The 16,066-nt window shown below is 39.1% G+C and carries 18 protein-coding genes; 8 read left to right on the forward strand and 10 right to left on the reverse strand.

Going from position 1 to position 16,066, the window contains the following annotated elements; all coding sequences use genetic code 11:
• Nucleotides 1–176: 176 nt before the first annotated feature.
• On the forward strand, nt 177–1,382 hold the full coding sequence (locus M1D52_RS11110; RefSeq protein ID WP_437392608.1) for a DUF763 domain-containing protein: 1,206 nt from the start codon (nt 177–179) through the stop codon (nt 1,380–1,382).
• A 6-nt stretch (nt 1,383–1,388) separates the two neighbouring features.
• Nucleotides 1,389–2,108 (forward strand): deoxyribonuclease V, encoded by a 720-nt coding sequence (nfi, locus tag M1D52_RS11115; protein WP_130855711.1) that lies wholly within the window; start codon nt 1,389–1,391, stop codon nt 2,106–2,108.
• Between the two features lie 3 nt (nt 2,109–2,111).
• On the opposite strand, the gene M1D52_RS11120 is transcribed toward nfi, so the two are convergent.
• Both M1D52_RS11120 and M1D52_RS11125 read right to left on the reverse strand, forming a co-directional pair.
• Nucleotides 2,112–2,549, reverse strand: coding sequence for a nuclear transport factor 2 family protein (locus M1D52_RS11120; RefSeq protein WP_013667351.1), 438 nt, complete (start codon nt 2,547–2,549; stop codon nt 2,112–2,114).
• Between the two features lie 67 nt (nt 2,550–2,616).
• Nucleotides 2,617–2,817, reverse strand: coding sequence for a hypothetical protein (locus M1D52_RS11125; RefSeq protein ID WP_013667350.1), 201 nt, complete (start codon nt 2,815–2,817; stop codon nt 2,617–2,619).
• A 335-nt stretch (nt 2,818–3,152) separates the two neighbouring features.
• On the opposite strand from M1D52_RS11125, the gene M1D52_RS11130 reads away from it, so the two are divergent.
• Nucleotides 3,153–3,764, forward strand: coding sequence for a hypothetical protein (locus M1D52_RS11130; RefSeq protein WP_130855713.1), 612 nt, complete (start codon nt 3,153–3,155; stop codon nt 3,762–3,764).
• Between the two features lie 85 nt (nt 3,765–3,849).
• Entirely contained in the window at nt 3,850–4,170 is a 321-nt protein-coding gene (locus tag M1D52_RS11135; RefSeq protein ID WP_013667347.1) for a heavy metal-binding domain-containing protein, read from the forward strand.
• A gap of 179 nt (nt 4,171–4,349) precedes the next feature.
• Here the strand turns inward: M1D52_RS11135 and M1D52_RS11140 are convergent, their stop codons facing one another.
• From M1D52_RS11140 to M1D52_RS11150, 3 genes are all read right to left on the reverse strand, one after another.
• Complete coding sequence (locus M1D52_RS11140; RefSeq protein ID WP_013667346.1) at nt 4,350–4,916, reverse strand: AAA family ATPase; 567 nt, start codon at nt 4,914–4,916, stop codon at nt 4,350–4,352.
• Between the two features lie 265 nt (nt 4,917–5,181).
• Nucleotides 5,182–5,712, reverse strand: coding sequence for a DinB family protein (locus M1D52_RS11145; protein WP_437392609.1), 531 nt, complete (start codon nt 5,710–5,712; stop codon nt 5,182–5,184).
• Nucleotides 5,697–6,554, reverse strand: coding sequence for a patatin-like phospholipase family protein (locus tag M1D52_RS11150; RefSeq protein ID WP_013667344.1), 858 nt, complete (start codon nt 6,552–6,554; stop codon nt 5,697–5,699). Before M1D52_RS11150 ends, M1D52_RS11145 begins: the two co-directional genes overlap by 16 nt.
• A 143-nt stretch (nt 6,555–6,697) precedes the next feature.
• Here M1D52_RS11150 and M1D52_RS11155 point away from each other — a divergent pair, with 143 nt between their 5' ends.
• Nucleotides 6,698–7,873, forward strand: a complete 1,176-nt coding sequence (locus tag M1D52_RS11155; protein ID WP_377608645.1) for an acyltransferase family protein — start codon at nt 6,698–6,700, stop codon at nt 7,871–7,873.
• Nucleotides 7,874–7,896: 23 nt separating this feature from the next.
• Here the strand turns inward: M1D52_RS11155 and M1D52_RS11160 are convergent, their stop codons facing one another.
• The 4 genes from M1D52_RS11160 to M1D52_RS11175 form a co-directional block, all read right to left on the reverse strand.
• The gene (locus M1D52_RS11160) at nt 7,897–10,062 is read right to left on the reverse strand and encodes a peptidase domain-containing ABC transporter (RefSeq protein WP_437392611.1); all 2,166 of its coding nucleotides are present in this window, start codon (nt 10,060–10,062) and stop codon (nt 7,897–7,899) included.
• A gap of 47 nt (nt 10,063–10,109) precedes the next feature.
• Nucleotides 10,110–11,276: an HlyD family secretion protein gene (locus M1D52_RS11165; protein WP_437392613.1), complete on the reverse strand. Its 1,167-nt coding sequence runs from the start codon at nt 11,274–11,276 to the stop codon at nt 10,110–10,112.
• Nucleotides 11,277–11,451: 175 nt separating this feature from the next.
• The gene (locus tag M1D52_RS11170; RefSeq protein WP_013667340.1) at nt 11,452–11,646 is read right to left on the reverse strand and encodes a hypothetical protein; all 195 of its coding nucleotides are present in this window, start codon (nt 11,644–11,646) and stop codon (nt 11,452–11,454) included.
• A gap of 406 nt (nt 11,647–12,052) precedes the next feature.
• On the reverse strand, nt 12,053–12,247 hold the full coding sequence (locus M1D52_RS11175; RefSeq protein ID WP_013667339.1) for a hypothetical protein: 195 nt from the start codon (nt 12,245–12,247) through the stop codon (nt 12,053–12,055).
• Between the two features lie 447 nt (nt 12,248–12,694).
• Between M1D52_RS11175 and M1D52_RS11180 the strand changes: the two genes are divergently transcribed.
• The 3 genes from M1D52_RS11180 to M1D52_RS11190 all read left to right on the forward strand — a co-directional run bounded on the left by M1D52_RS11180 (nt 12,695) and on the right by M1D52_RS11190 (nt 15,178).
• Nucleotides 12,695–13,540: a restriction endonuclease gene (locus M1D52_RS11180; protein WP_013667338.1), complete on the forward strand. Its 846-nt coding sequence runs from the start codon at nt 12,695–12,697 to the stop codon at nt 13,538–13,540.
• Between the two features lie 194 nt (nt 13,541–13,734).
• Nucleotides 13,735–14,523 carry a cold-shock protein gene (locus M1D52_RS11185; RefSeq protein WP_013667337.1) on the forward strand — a complete coding sequence of 263 codons (789 nt, stop codon included), beginning with the start codon at nt 13,735–13,737 and terminating at the stop codon, nt 14,521–14,523.
• A 139-nt stretch (nt 14,524–14,662) separates the two neighbouring features.
• Entirely contained in the window at nt 14,663–15,178 is a 516-nt protein-coding gene (locus tag M1D52_RS11190; RefSeq protein ID WP_437392614.1) for an ExbD/TolR family protein, read from the forward strand.
• Nucleotides 15,179–15,319: 141 nt separating this feature from the next.
• On the opposite strand, the gene M1D52_RS11195 is transcribed toward M1D52_RS11190, so the two are convergent.
• The gene (locus tag M1D52_RS11195; RefSeq protein ID WP_437392615.1) at nt 15,320–15,913 is read right to left on the reverse strand and encodes a YdeI/OmpD-associated family protein; all 594 of its coding nucleotides are present in this window, start codon (nt 15,911–15,913) and stop codon (nt 15,320–15,322) included.
• Nucleotides 15,914–16,066: the final 153 nt, after the last annotated feature.

The raw sequence follows: 16,066 nt of genomic DNA on the forward strand, positions 1-16,066 counted from the left end.
CGGTAATTACATTATAAAGTGGTTTGTCGATCTATCGTTATAACCAGGCGGCAATATAAGGAAATTTATGCAAACTGGTTTCTATGTTTTCGTTCAATCAGATGTTTCGCAAAAAAATAATTACTGTTGTTGTTTTGCTATTTTTTTTAGTAAATTGCCTGCTGAAAGAATTTGATATGAGAGGAGGACAGGCAGATTTGCCCTTACATTATGGGCATGTTCCCAAATGGTTAGCGCAACGGATGAGTCTTTTAGGCGGTGCGATTGTGGAAGCCATTGTAGTGGAATACGGACGAGATATGTTTCTTCGTAAATTGAGTGACCCCTGTTGGTTTCAATCGCTGGGTTGTGTATTAGGGATGGACTGGCACTCTTCCGGCATTACGACTTCCGTTATGGGAGCATTAAAAGCTTCTATAAACAAAAGAGCACATGAGTTAGGCATCTACATCTGTGGTGGGAGAGGCAAACATTCTTTGAAAACGCCCGATGAGCTTCTCCGCATTGCGTCTGCAACGGGTTTGGATGGCAACAAGCTTGTACAGCATAGCAAGCTTGCTGCAAAGGTCGACAATACAGCCATTCAAGACGGCTTTCAGCTGTATTTACATTCTTTTGTACTAAGTATTGATGGAAGCTGGGCAATTGTTCAGCAAGGAATGAATACCGAAACTCGATTGGCTCGGCGTTATCATTGGCATGCTCCGCAGGTTCATTCTTTTATCGAGGAGCCGCATACTTTCATTTATGGAGATAACCAAGGTCAAATATTAAATCTGACCGACCGAAATGCCGCATTGACAAGGGAAGCAATACTGGCGATTACAAAGGAGCGCCCGGGTTATATTCTACAGGAGGCTAGAAAAATTATCATGCCTTCTCATCATGATGTAAGGAAAGAAGATGTAAACCTAAAGCGTCTAGGTACTGTGCTGGCATTGGCTGAGGAGCAAGCCGTGCAGACGATGGAAGAGTTGCTTTTGTTGGAAGGACTCGGGCCCAGAACACTGCAATCGCTCACATTAATCAGTGAAGTTATTCATGGTACAGCTAGTCGTTTTGAAGACCCTGCACGTTTTTCTTTCGCTCATGGTGGTAAAGATGGGCATCCTTTTCCTGTACCGACAAAAATATACGACGAATCCATAGCCATTCTTCAACAGGCATTGGAGAAGGCAAAAATCGGATTCAAAGCGCGTTCAGAAGCCATTAAGAATTTGTCGAAGGTAGCCTTGCAAAAAGAAAAAGACTTTATACCTAACCATCAATTGGATCAGCTAGTAGCTAAAGAGAAGGCTGTTTCTTGGCAATATGACGGACGAACCGTTTATGGAAGAGAACAGAAACCAAAACAAACAAAGATTCAGTTAAGTCTGTTTTAGATACCTATGAATAACAAACAATTGGATTATACCAACATAACCATATCCGAAGCAACTGCCATGCAAAAGGAATTACAGAATTCCTTGGTACATTCACCCTTGGAGCAGGAGATAAAAACGATTGCCGGTGCTGACATATCACTTAACCGCTTCAGTGATATTATTTATGCAGGAATTGTCACGCTTGATTTTAACACGTTAAAGCCTTTAGCTTACTCGTTAGTAAAGAGCAAAACTTCGTTTCCTTATGTTCCCGGTTTTCTGGCCTTTAGGGAGGTTCCTGCTTTAGTGGAGGCTTTTCTTCAAATGACCGTGAAGCCTGATGTCATCATGGTGGACGGTCATGGCATTGCCCATCCTAGAAGATTGGGCATTGCAGCGCATTTAGGCGCTTTAATTAACATTCCCACGCTTGGTTGTGCCAAGAAGAAACTATATGGAAATTTCGAGGAGCCCTCGGCCGTGAAGTATAGCTTTAGTCCACTTAAGCATAAGGAGGAACTGTTGGGGTATGTATTAAGAACCAAAAACTACGTTAAACCGGTGTATATTTCGCCGGGTAACCATCTCAGTATAGAAGACAGCTTGCACATTGCCATGCATTGTATAGGCACTTATCGACTTCCTGAACCAACAAGGAAAGCGCATGAATTTGTCAACTTATTTAGAACGGGTCAATTGAAAGAAGGATTCTTTCAATTGACGACAAATGACACTTTATTTTAAAAGTTATGAAGGCAGTTTAAAGGCCTGTCTGGCAAATAACTTCCAATTTCCACTTTGCTTCTGAAAAACCAGTAATACGCCGATTCTTACGGTGCCGGGTTTACCGCCGTCGTTCGTTTCTCCGCTCAAGATGTGGTGAACGGTAGCCACGTCCCCTGATATATTGATTGTTTGTTCGCTTAAATTAATGCTTAAAAAATCCGATTTTCCTGATGTGAGACTCTCTATAAAAGCCGCCTTATCTTCATGTTTTCCGCTTGAATGCCAATAATTTAGCTTGTCGGCAGCTATCGCGTCGAGCGCCTGCCGGTTACCACTGATCATGGCTAAACGAAGATCTTCTACGGCTTTTAAAAGCTGTTTTTCCTCGGCAGTTTGACCATAGGCCAAGGTACCTGATACAATCATAGTTAAGAATAGGAGAATTTTTGGTCTTAGCATAAGTGCTTGTTTTTTTAACAAACATATGCAATTTTACTTTTTTATTCAACCTAAAATATGGCCATCGCTATTTAGCAAGCCCGGGATGATCCTCTCGAAGTATGTCGGGTCTGACAGCCGAACCTGCGGGATTAGCACCTGTAATGTCATCTTCCAGGTTGTGTCCGGTAATAGCGGAGCGATTGGTTTCTGGCGGATTGCTTTTTTCTTGCCGCTTTTTGTGCGCTTTTTGTTGTTTACTCACCTTTCTTTTATTCAAATTGTCCATATTACAAAGTATTATGCCTGTCTTTACTAGTAACATAATTATATCTCCCCGGTTTGTTCTTTTATCATTATTTCTTCCATTGGCAGAATAGGAAGATAAGCAATGCCTGTTCGTAGAGAAAATTATCCTGTTGGTAGAAAAGACCATAAAAAACGAGAAATTCCTGCAACGTTTCTACATCAAAAGCGTCTTATATACAAAAAGCGTAACAGCTTAGAGGGGTGATAAAGATTATTAAAACGCTTAATATGCCCGGCCGGCAAATATATTTTACCATTAAATAACAGGAATGAAAATCGTTCGGTCATGAACGTTAAAAAATTAAAATCAGTAAAATGAAAACATTATTAATCGTAGCGCTATTGGGTACTTCTGTACTGAGCGCGCAGGCCAGTGCTTTAGTTTTAAGCGATGTATCGCATGTCGGTAAAATCGAAGAAAAAAAGAGTGAAGCAGAAGAACTGAAGCAAAAAGTGGAAGTACAACTTTATAACCTAAATATGCTGAATAAACAATTTAAAATGGCACAGGAAGCCATTAAGAATTCAAAAGGAAGCCATAAAGATATCGATAAAGATTTTGAGTATTTTCACAGTTTATTATTGGAAGATTCAAAAACACAGGATAACGCAAAGGAGATCGATGAATCCGTGCAACGCCTTAAGAAAGAATATGCACGCAAACATAAAAATAGAGCTGCGTATGAACTTAAAGAACAAAAGAGCTTAGCTACGAGCATGCAAAAAGAATTGAATAGCCATATTCGTGAATGCAAATCTTTGAAGGCCAAGTACAAAAAGTACTTAGATGGAAATGTAAGCCCTGAATTGCGAGACCTGGAAACTAAGCTGGAAGAGACGGAAAAGATACTAAAGGAGAGCACCGAAAGTAATATTCAAAATGCGACATACTATGATCGGAAGCTTGAAGATATCAAGAAGGTGTAATGTGTTAAAAACTCAAAAAAGGAAATCACAGCGGCTCCCTTTTTGTAACAATAGCCACCTTTCTACATCTAACTAGAAAAAAGCCATGCTAATAACAACAACACCTAATGTAGAAGGTAAAAAAATAGTAAAATATATCGGCTTGGTAAGTGGCGAAACCATTATAGGTGCTAACTTTTTTAGGGATATATTTGCGGGAATAAGGGATTTTGTAGGAGGCAGATCCAATTCATATGAAAAAGTGTTAAGGGAAGCAAAAGATACCGCAGTTTTTGAAATGCAACAGTACGCCGCATCCATTGGAGCAAACGCAATCGTAGGTGTGGATCTTGACTATGAAACGGTGGGAAACGGAGGAAGTATGCTTATGGTTACTGCGAGCGGAACAGCTGTTGTAATAGAATAAGAAGCAAAGAAATGTTAAAATTTTGTTAAAGTCGCAAGGCTTTTTGTCATCGTGTCCAAAATCGGTTATCTTTGTATCATCATAATTTAGGTTTATAATTGGTTAATGAAAGTCCTTAATCTCCCCGGTTAAGGACTTTTCTTTTTGAATACAATACGGGCCGGAATCGCATCATTCGTTTATGTTTGCTGATTTTTGATATGCTGTAGTAGGATATTCGCCCGATTTTCGACGCTAAGTTTTGGTATAGTAATAAGTTTATAACCGCATGAGGTATAGATACTTCGCATCATGCGATACGTTTCCATTGCTAATGAAAAGCTCTGCTTTCGCTCAGCATCTTGATGATAGATGGCCCGCCAGGGGGGGAGGATAAATACAAAGGCATTATATCGAAAGGAATTAACACTCTGTTCTAAACAAGGAAAGGGATCTAAGTGACATAGTTTAACATAGCCCAGGATATCCGGTATTCCACGATCAAAAATGACGGGTGCTTGTGTTGGTAGATTTTCTCGATAATTTTTCATATCAATTTCCAGCATTTTTTTAGCGAAGTGTAATTTATTCTTCCAAGGCAGTGCATCGCCGTCTATTTTTTTCTGTTCCTGAATGATGCGTCTACCGGATTCGTTTATAGTTAGAAACCCCTCTTTATGTAGCTGCTGTATTAATGACGTTTTGCCCGAACCAGGGCCACCTGTTAAGACAAAGAAGTTCGTCTTGTTATATATTAATGGTTTCATTTAATAGTTTATTGAATTTAACATTATGTTCAGCAGGGATAGCCTTCATAAGCCGATCTTTGCCAAGTACTTTAAAACTAGGGGAGGGATTAATTTGTGCAGGTAAAATTAGGCACGATAGAAGAGATATGGGCTATAATAAAAAAGAGAGGTTAATGAGGTAAAGGTTCACTTATTAAGTCCAACTGGGATGATTATACCAAAGACTCCGCAAGATACAAATTTTTCTATTTTTGTTATGTTTTAGGCGACTGAAAAAGAATATTTACAGGGTGTCCTCGGTGCTTGCTGCGCTATTTAGAATGATTTTAGCGGTTACCAATGCTTGTCCGACATGACGTTGCGCATGCTCTGCTGCGTGAAAAAGCAAACCGATGAGTGTGGTTGGGATTTTTTTTCTTCCAATACCCCTTGTTTCTGTTAGTGAGGCAGGATCTATCTTTCTCAGCTCCTGAATAGCATTTGAAATGCGATTATCAAGTTGCTTCAATAATTGATGGGTATCAATCGATTCTTTTTTTTGCCCTTCGTTTTGGAGGTAAACAAATTGTTCGTCTGATAAGGCCCGCTGTTGCGCGTAAGTGAATATACGATCAATTACTCCCGTAATGTGTTGTAAATGAAAGGCAACAGAAGCGATGTTTGCGGGTCTTTCCCAAAGTTTTTCTCTGGGAAAATCAGCTAGCAAGCTTGTCAATTCTTCCTTTACCTGAAGCAATGCATGTGCTACCGGTTGCAATAAAGGAGGAACACCGTCAATGGGTCCCCGCATCCAAACCTCTAACGTTGATTCCATTTTATGTTATTGTTACTATGTTTGACGTTTTTGGGCACACCTTCTGTGCTTACCTGACAAAAATCGTGTAAAGCTGCCAACGTTCTTTGCCTTCCTATTTCGATAAGATAATCCGCCTTATGGTAATCCCAAACACCTACTACATTCCGAGGTATATGAACGACAATATCCGGTTTATATAGGTCAATGGAAAGTTCTGTAATCTTTCCAAGCATGGTCAATATTGCTTTTTGTGTAATAGTGAGGTAGCCACCGTATTTACTATTAGCCTTTGCCAATGAAAAAGTTGTTTCCTCCGGCGCATTTAGGTTTATGGCTACCACCAGCGCGTCTCCCTGATTAGGAAGATGATTGAGTGGTAATGGATTTATCAAGCCCCCATCTACAAGGATATTGTCCATATGATTAACCGGCGTAAAAACACCTGGGATAGCGATAGAGGCTCTTACGGCGTCAAAGAAGCTCCCTTGTGTAAAGGTTATTTCTTTTTGATGAAGTATATCAGTAGATACAGCAATGAAAGGAATGGGCATGTCTTCAATATACATATCGGGAATAAAGCTCTTAATTTTGTTAAAAACGCGTTCCCCTTTCATGACACCTGAACTACTCCACGTGAAATCCATTAAGTTAAAGACATCCCGTCGCTTTAATGTTTTTAGCCATGAGGTGAAATCGTCCAATCTGCCCATGGCGTATAATCCGCCAATAAGGCTGCCAATAGATGAGCCTGCAATGGATTTTACGGTGAACCCTTGTTCTTCTAATACCTTAATTGCTCCAATTTGAGCTATGCCGCGCGCTCCACCGCTAGATAATACCAATGAGATTGAAGTTTTCATTCAAAGCTAATATATAGATAATGTTTAAAAGACAGGAAGAAATTACATAACTTAATGTATAGAAAAAATATTTACGAGTGGAAATTTTTGATCGATTGGTAATTTGTTCTATATTGCGGCTAACTGACTAATAACTAACACTAATGACTTATTGGAAGAAATTAATAGACGCTGATAACCAGCGTTTAGCGGGGCTTGATCATTTGCGGGCGCTTGCTATTGTTCTGGTTTTTTTATGTCATTACCGAGCTTATGTCAGACCCGAATGGGTTGACCTCATCGGGAGTTTTGGTTGGACAGGTGTTGACCTTTTTTTTGTGCTGAGTGGTTTTTTGATAGGAAACCAATTAATTCGTCAAATGATATCTCTTGGACGTATAAACTTTCAGGAGTTTTACATTAGCAGAAGTTTTCGGATCTTACCTGTTTATTTCTTCGTTGTCTCGTTATATTTTTTGTTTCCTATGATTCGCGAACGCGAAGGAATCGCTCCTTGGTGGCAGTTTCTCACGTTTACGCAGAATTTTGATTTGGATTTCGGTACGGAAGGTAGCTTTTCGCATGCCTGGTCTTTATGTATCGAAGAGCAGTTCTATTTGGCGCTCCCTTTCTATATAAGTGCTTTTTGGGATGAGACGCGCCCCGGTAAAGCTTTTTGGCTGTTACTGGGATTTTTTTTGCTCAGCGTTTTATCGAGGGCCCTGAACTGGTTTTATTTTGTGGAACCGTTTTATGCAAATAATATAACTGATGGAAGATTTGTAGCTTATAATAAATGGGTGTATTATCCCACTTATAATCGTTTCGACGGTTTGCTGGTAGGAGTGGGGATTGCGGCCTTGGTAAACTTTTTCCCAACATGGATAAAACGAATTGAAAAGCATGCAAATGCCTTATTCATAATAGGTGCATTGTTGATTTCCGTTGCCTATTTACTATTAAAAGAAGATCGGCTCGGTTTTTGGCCTACCGTTCTCGGTTTTCCGTTGATTTCTGTTGCCTTTGGTTTTATGGTGTTAAGCGCCATTTTGCCTGCAAGTTTTTTATATCGGTTTAAATGGCGGACTAGCGCGTTAATCGCTACTTTATCGTATAGTATTTATTTGTGCCACAAGTTTGTTAATCATCTACTTCAGGCTCCTCTTAACGCATTAGATATCCCAATTGATAGCAACTGGCGTGTTGCTGTCTGCGCCTTAATGTGTATACTGATTGCCCTTCTTTTAAATCGGGTTATTGAGTATCCATTTATGAAACTAAAGAGCACGATCCTAAAAAAGCGGCGACAAAGGACCAAGAACCCTTTGTTAGTCACTTAAACGCAGCGTGTATATACCACCAATTAGTTTTTCAGAATGAGCTGTTGGGATTGCATTTTCCATAAATGTGCATAAAGCGAATCCGTGCTTAGTAGTAATTCTTGATGTGTTCCCTGTTCGATGACCTTACCTTTATCGAGGACGATGATTTTGTCGGCACTATAAAGTGTGCTTAGGCGATGTGCTATGACAATAATGGTTTTATTTTCTTTTTTCAGATGTTCGATGGTGTTCAATACAAATTTCTCTGAAGCGGAGTCGAGTGAAGATGTTGCTTCATCAAGGATTAAAATCTCCGGATTTCGATATAAGGCTCGGGCTATAGCGATCCGTTGGCGTTGCCCACCGGAAAGTGACAAACCATTTTCCCCTATAGAGGTGTAGAAGCCTTGGGGTAACGATTCAATAAAATCTATAATTCCGAGCTGAGTGGTAATATCGATGATCCGCTGCATATCGGGGGTATAGTCTCCCAGCGCAATATTACTTACTACATTGCCCGAAAACAAATCAATATGTTGAGGTACAACAGAAATCGTTTGGCGAAGAGAGGTGTTTTTTATGTGCTTTAAATCGTATTTGCCAATGGTAATAGTTCCACTTTGAACGGGATAAAGATTTTGCAAGATGGAAATGAGGGTCGACTTGCCGGATCCACTTTCACCAACGATGGCGGTAAACTTCGCCTTGGGAATTGTTAAGCTTAATTCGTCAAAGACGTTATCTCGTGTTCCATACCTAAAGGATACGTTCTTAATTTGGATGTCGCCTATATTTTCTTTCGTTAATTCGAGGTCACTGCTGTCTTTTTCGCGCTCCAAATCGAGTATTTCAAAAAGACGGTCGGTAGCGATCATGGCATCCTGGACTGTTTTGTTCATGGTGATTAGCGACGTGACGGGCCCTGTAAAATAACCGATGAGCGCATAAAATGAAAGGAGTTCGCCCGGCGTAATTTGGTTGCTCAAGACATACGTGGCTCCTACCCATAAAAGAACAATTGTAATCAGTCTTGAAATCAATTCCGAGGAGGTAGTAGAAAACACCCCATTCAAATTGGAACGGTATCCTGTTTTCAACAACTTTACGAATCTTGTTTCGGTCTTTTCATTGGCGTAGCTTTCGGCGCCGAACTGTTTAATGGTCCGAATAGAATTTAGGCTCTCAACAAGTTGAGATTCGAGTTCAGCAGAATCCTCCATTAATGTTCTTTGGGCCTTTTTATTCAGTTTATTACTTATAAAATAGACTACTAGATACATTGGAATCACGGTAAGTATAAGTAAGCCCAGTTTCCAGTAGTAGGTAAACATCATTAAAAAAGAAAAAGTTACAATGAAAATGTTTACCAAAAAGTTAACGCTTACTTCATTGAGAAATATCCTGATTTTTACAGCGTCATTGATTCTTGAAATAACCTCACCGACTCGCATGGTGTCAAAGAATTTTTGAGGCAATGTTAACAGGTGCTTATAGTAACCAAGTATAAGTTGAGCATCAATAATCTGTCCCATTTTTAGTGTGAAAATGGTTTTTGTGGCACCAATAAATAGTTGAAATCCGAGCAAAACCAGCATCATTGTACTCATGAGATTCAACAGGTTGACATTTCTGTCAACCAAAACAAAATCTACGATTTTCTGTACAAATATGGCCGTAGATAACCCCAAAACAGTATATACGAGGGCTCCCATCAATATTTGGATCAGCGTGCCGGTTTGTGGCTTTACAAGATTCCAGAAACGGTAAGAGGCACTAGCTGTTTTCCTGCCTTTTTCGAATGATTCCGAAGGAATCAATAAGACAAGGGCACCGGTCCATATCTTTTTAAAGTCTTCGTGCGATTTCTTATGAAATTGGCCATCCAGTGGATCCATGACCTCAATACAGTGCTTCGTCACTTTATATATGACAACATAGTGCTGCAGCACTCCCTCCACTACGATATGAGCAATGGCCGGTTTTGGAATTTTAAAAAGGCTTTCAAAGGGTCCCCTAACTCCTTTTGCCTCAAAGCCTAACAATTGGGCCGCTTCTAAGATGCCGAGTACCGTGGTTCCTTTTTTATCCGTCCCTGCCATCTGCCTTACATTCGCTACGGAAATTGCCAATTTATAGTGAGCGGCAACAGATGCAATACAAGCAGCTCCACAGTCGGTTATATCACGTTGTTTTACTCTCTTAGTCATAAACTTCTTTCTAATTTGCGATCTCGTACACAGCACTTTGCTACAGGCTACGATGCCGCCTTTATATTGGGATTTAACCAGTTGTCCACTTTATCATATAGTAATTGAAACAGCGTTCTTTCGGTAACAGAAAATCTTGCCGTAAAACTCATGCCCTTCTTTACGTAGCCTTTATAGCCGTTTTTCAATGTAAGATGATCATTATTCAAAGCGCAACGCACCTTAAAAACCGGTTGTTTGTCGTTCAACATGACGATGTCGTCAGAAATATCAATTACCCGCCCTGTTAACAGCCCCCATTGATTATAATTGAAAGCATCTATTTGAAAGCGAACTTCTTGTTCTTTTTTTATTAAACCAATATCGGAAGGATTTATATAGCAGAAAGCCAGTAGGGTGGTGTCGGGAGAAATTTCAGCTACCTTTTGGTTTGCGAAAACATAAGTTCCCTTCTGCATGCCCACTAAATTTTGCACCGAACCGTCAATAGGGGCCGTTACCACAAACTGTTTTCTTTGTTCATTGATATCAATTTGCTGACTTAATAATTGACGCAGTTCGTTTTGTAATTGATTGACCTCTGTTTGCCACTGAGCCTTATATTTTCTTGAAACCATTGCTAAAGCGGCAGACGCTTGCTTATACTCAAAATCGTATTTGTCATATTCTGCTGAAGATAGCATCTTCTTTTTATATAGCTTACTATAGCGATTAAATGTGTTTTCCGCTTGCTCTTTGGCAATTCGGGCGTTTTCAACTTCTTGTATATATTGTTGCCAGATGGCAAAGTATTGTCCTGATTGAAGATTGGGAGGGCTGAAATCTTCGGCATTAGCCTGCCTCATTAAGGTATGAAGATCTTTAACAAATAAAGAGATTTCTTGTTGCCTTCCCTTTACCAAGAGGTCTTGTTTATTGGACGAGCTTCCGTCGATGATCAACAGTGTGTCGCCTAATGTCATTTTTTGATTGTCTTTTAAATTGAAATATACCAATCTTCCGTTAACAGGAATGCTAACGTCTGTTTTTTCAATTGAAGACTGCAATAGGCCGCTGCCCTTTACGCTTATATTTATTGTTACTAATGGGAGAGAAGCAAATGCCAATATAAATAATAATAAAATGCCGAGATAAATAATCTGTGTTGTTTTTTTGACACGTGCAGTATAAACAATGGATGTATTACTGATTGTTTCTACTGAATAGATAGGCATTGACATAATCCTGAGACTTGGTTGTTGATTGCTCGCTTACCGATCATCCCAAATTGCGCCAAAACATAAATGAGTTGCGGAGCTTTGGGCTGCCGATAATATTTGCCGGACTGGTTAAACATTAACAGTCGCCTTCGTTAAAGGCTACCGTTAATGTTGTTATTAGAACTGTAATCTATAGAGAGAAAATAGTCTGAAGAAGGGTTGTTGCAGTTTTGCCTACATACTCAAAAGTATCTTTAAGGATTGTACGAGTACCGCCTACAACAATACCTAATAAGTCATTAACAGGACCTCCTCCTTCTACAGTTCTTAATTCAGAAGCGTTCATTTCTTCAACACCAAAGTTGTTCAAATTTAAATTTTTCATAACAAAGAGATTTTTGCTTATTGTCCTTACTCTTTTAAGGCCTTTCAGGATACGCCTATGCTGGCCAGCATGTAACAAATATATATAATTAATAAGCTAATAGGAGCTGCGGTTGGAAGGGTGGCCCGTTTAGGATTATTAAGTTGTCAGTGCTAAAACACGTAGTTTTCTTGCTGAAATATAATGCGTTAGCCGTTTTTTTTATCTGAAGGTTGTTGATTAAATGATCCTTGCCTTTTTGTTCAGTTTTTTTTAAGCATGAACTTGCGCCTGTTGTATAAAATGATTTCATAGTTAACAGTTGCCGCTAAAGGAGGAAAGGGTTGAGGCGGACGTGCCGCCATGTTATAAGCCTAACAGTTATCCTTTTGGGGATAACTGTTAGTGGCTTTTTAAACACTTTGTCTTATAATGAAGAAAGTGTTTGGAAAATAGTCACCAATGTTTTGTTTACGAATTTGAATGTATCGTTAAGGACTGTGCCAACACCGCCTACAAGAATATTCAATAAATCGTTAACAGGACCGCCACCTTCTACGGTTCTTAATTCGGTAGCGTTCATTTCTTCTACGCCTAGGTTGTTTAAATCTAATTTTTTCATAACAAAGAGATTTTTGTCGTTGTCCTTACTCTATCACGGCTTTTCAGGATACGCCTGCGCTGGCCAGCACGTAACAAATATATATAATTAAGTAAATTAGGGCTTCACCGAAGCAATGAAAGCAGAACAACGCTTAATCCTTATTCACTCATGAAAAAAGTGGATTTTTACTTAATTGAAGGCATTTTTAATCTGTTTTTTTAAAAAATCTATGTCTTATTAAGTGTTTGGTCTTTTTGTTCATTTTTTATAATGTGATTTATCGGCTTTTAACGGAGTAACAGCAGTCGTTTTGATTTAGTTACAAAAGAAGAACAAACAACTTCGGGAAACAGTATGTAAAGAGGCAGGAAGAAAATACTAGAGAAAATTAAGCTTCTCTATACCAACTTTAGAAAAATACTATTTAAAATTGCCATTTTTAAAGATCAAAAAATACAAGGAAACATGAAGGTAAGAAAATACTCGGGGGAATTAGTTGATTTTGATTTACAGCGATTGAAAGGTTCGTTGACAAAATCCGGGGCTTCGAATGAGACCGTTGAACTCGTTTGGGAAAAGATGAACAAAACGATATTTGATGGTATGTCTACTAAACAGTTATATCGGTTAGCTTTTCAACTATTAAAGCAGCAGCGAAATTCGTTAGCTGCTCGTTACAGCCTTAAGAAGGCACTTCGTGACCTAGGGCCCACAGGCTATCTTTTTGAAAAATGGGTGGCAAGATTATTTGAACATACAAATCATCACACGTTGACGAGTCTCATACTTGAAGGAAATGCGGTAAGTCATGAAGTTGATGTAATTGCCCAAAAAGATAATGATTTATTATTGATCGAATGTAAATTCAGAAATACGGTTGATGCGAAGGTTAGCGTTACAAACCCCATGTATTTTCTCTCACGATTTGTTGATCTCAGCGATAAAGAATTCAACTTCTTTGATCGCCCCATTAAATTTACACAAGCCTGGCTTGTTACGAATGCGTATTTAACGAAAGATGCAATCGAATTCGCAAATTATTATAAGCTGAATTTGCTCTCCTGGGATTATCCCAATGGTTTGAGCATAAAAAACCGAGTTGATAGCGCCGGCCTATATCCCTTAACTTGCCTGACTTCCATTAATACACAGGAGAAAGATAAGTTGCTTTCTTTAAATTATATGCTTGTGAAAGACATTCTGGATGAGCCTCGAATACTTGAACATTTAAATACCACCACCTATCGCAGAAAGAAAATTTACCAGGAAGCTAATGAGCTTGTATACGGTTTTCCCGTGAATCCGGAATAAATGAGGACAAAGGCTAGCTTGCTTTTGCGTTTTAAAAAATATTCGGTATCTTGCAATGAAGATAGATAATTCTTTAAATTAAGTGCCGTTAATGTTTGAAATTCTTGTTGTTAAGGTGTTCATTGGAGCGATTAACTAAGACGTTTCATTTATTTCAGTTTACCTTTTCATCCTTCTTCATAAAATCGAGAACTATGGAAATAGGAGTGATTAAGTGGTTCAATAATTCGAAAGGTTTCGGTGTAGCAGATACAGTGAGCGGTCAAGTATTCGTTCATATTAAGAGTTTTAAGTTGAAACCGACCAATTTATCTTCAAGAGATGCCATTCTGTTTAAAAGACGTGTCGATCCAAAGAGCCACAACGCGGTAGCAATCCATTCACGTTTAGTTGGTGATGTGCACGACTGGGAATTGATCGCTTCGCTGGCGTTAAAGGGGAGTAATGCAACTAAAGAACTAAGCGAACGATCGACTATGCCAAAAAGCAATCACCTGTCACTTGCTGAATTGGCTGCTTATCAATACCTCAATGGGAAATCACGCGAGCAAATTTTTCAAGAGGTTACCACATACTTTACAAGCAAGTTACCGGACGATAAATTTTTGTTTTATGGGGAGTTTCTTGAAAAAGTATTTACAAGAAGTATGGGATTGGAAAAGAGAAATGAGCTACTGACGCGAATTTTTAATTTCTTCGGAGAAAACGTCAACGCACGTAAGCTTTTTCTTGTGTGGAAGTCTACGAAATTTCGGTATATCGGACACGTTGAGGCTGACGATTTCGAAATTCCTGAAGATATTCTTGTACTTTTTGCTGATGAATTAAGCGTTTCTGAACTGATGCGCATCCATACCTATAGCTACGGGAATATATTTTGCAATGAATTGATCGCCAAAAAGCTTGAAGATACCAACGATCTTAGTACCGAAGAAATCAAAAAGTTGGAAATGATCAGCCATGTTAAATTTTTTAAAGAATAGGTCTCATCCTAAACTACCTACATCTTATACTATGGTGCGCATTCTGCGTAATCTCTAAAAGACGTAAGCCATAATAGCTGTTATGGAATCGATTCGTTTTTGGCATCTAATATAAAAGTTATTACTAATCAATTGCGTCATGGCGGAATTAATACGCGGTAAGATGCAACCAAGGGTTGACCTTACACCAATGGTGGATTTAGCCTTCTTGCTAATAACCTTCTTTATGTTAACAACGAGCTTGGCCAAACCGAAGATGATGGACATTGCACTGCCGGATAAAGTAGATTTAGGGAAGGCCACCGGTTTTTCTGACAAACGCACGATGACGATATTGCTTGGTGCCAATCATCAAGCGGCATGGTATTGGGGGCTTCAGAAAACTCCGATCGAAGGCCCAAAAGTAACTGATTTTGGAAGGAATGGAATAAGAGCGGAGCTAAAAGATAAGATGACAAAGATAAAGAGTCAGCAAGTCGGCTCCACCAAGCCTTTAATGGTTATTATTCGCCCAAGCAACCTGTCGAGTTATAGCGATCTGGTGAATATACTCGATGAAATGAAAATTAATGGGATTACGCAATATGCTATTGGCGATATTAGCAGGGAGGAAGTTCAACTTCTCATAAAGTTGGGACTTTACCGAGGAATTTGATGAAGTAGCAAAAAAAAATAAAAAAAAATTAAAAGGATATAATAATCTCGATATCGTACCGTTATTTTATCAATAGGTTTAGGTTGATAAAAACGTATGTTTTTACCCGGTATCCCAAATACCGGGTTTTTTGTTTACCCGCTACCCGCGATATTTATCGTGCAGCCCAACTCCCTTAATAATCATCGGAATGATTTTTTCCAAACGACTTTTTTTAGTCGTTTCTTGTTTGGCTGATTCAATGTATTCCGTGAATTCCCGTTGCTGAGTCTTTTTCAGTTGATCAAAACACTCCTTTAGCTCGGGATTTTTGTCAAAAACGGAGTTCAGTTCTTGAGGCACTATAATTGGTTTGTTTCTATCCGCTTTGATTGCAATTCCCTTTTCCTGATTGCTCATCGCTTCCAGCACGTAAGTTCGTATAATGCCTAAATTGGCCTCTTCGAGCGTTGTGAAACGCATTTGGCGTAACGCTTTTGTAGTGCCGTTTTGAGCATTAATGAGTAAATGGTGCGGATCCTTCAAAAAGACGCCCTGATAGAACCAGATACCAAAATAAGATTTAAATCCCGCTAAGCCTACTATGTTCTTGCCATTATGCGTATAAACGGGGCCGCCCCATTTGAGTTCTTCTTTTAGACCCGTAGATACTATGAGCTTTCTTAATTCGTAGAGCTCGTCGCGCCATTGTTGCTGAGCCCTATAGAAATCGTCTGAACTTTTAAAACTTTCCATATTCAAATAATGAAGTAGTTCGAAGATACGACTATTTGTGAAAGCGGAATAGCGACAATATGAAATACAAGTTGGCGCTATAACCGGTGATTGCGTACTTTTTTAAATAAATGATTAAATTTTGTTTTTAAATTGTTATACTCCTCCTTACTT

The organism is Olivibacter sp. SA151 (assembly GCF_054130995.1).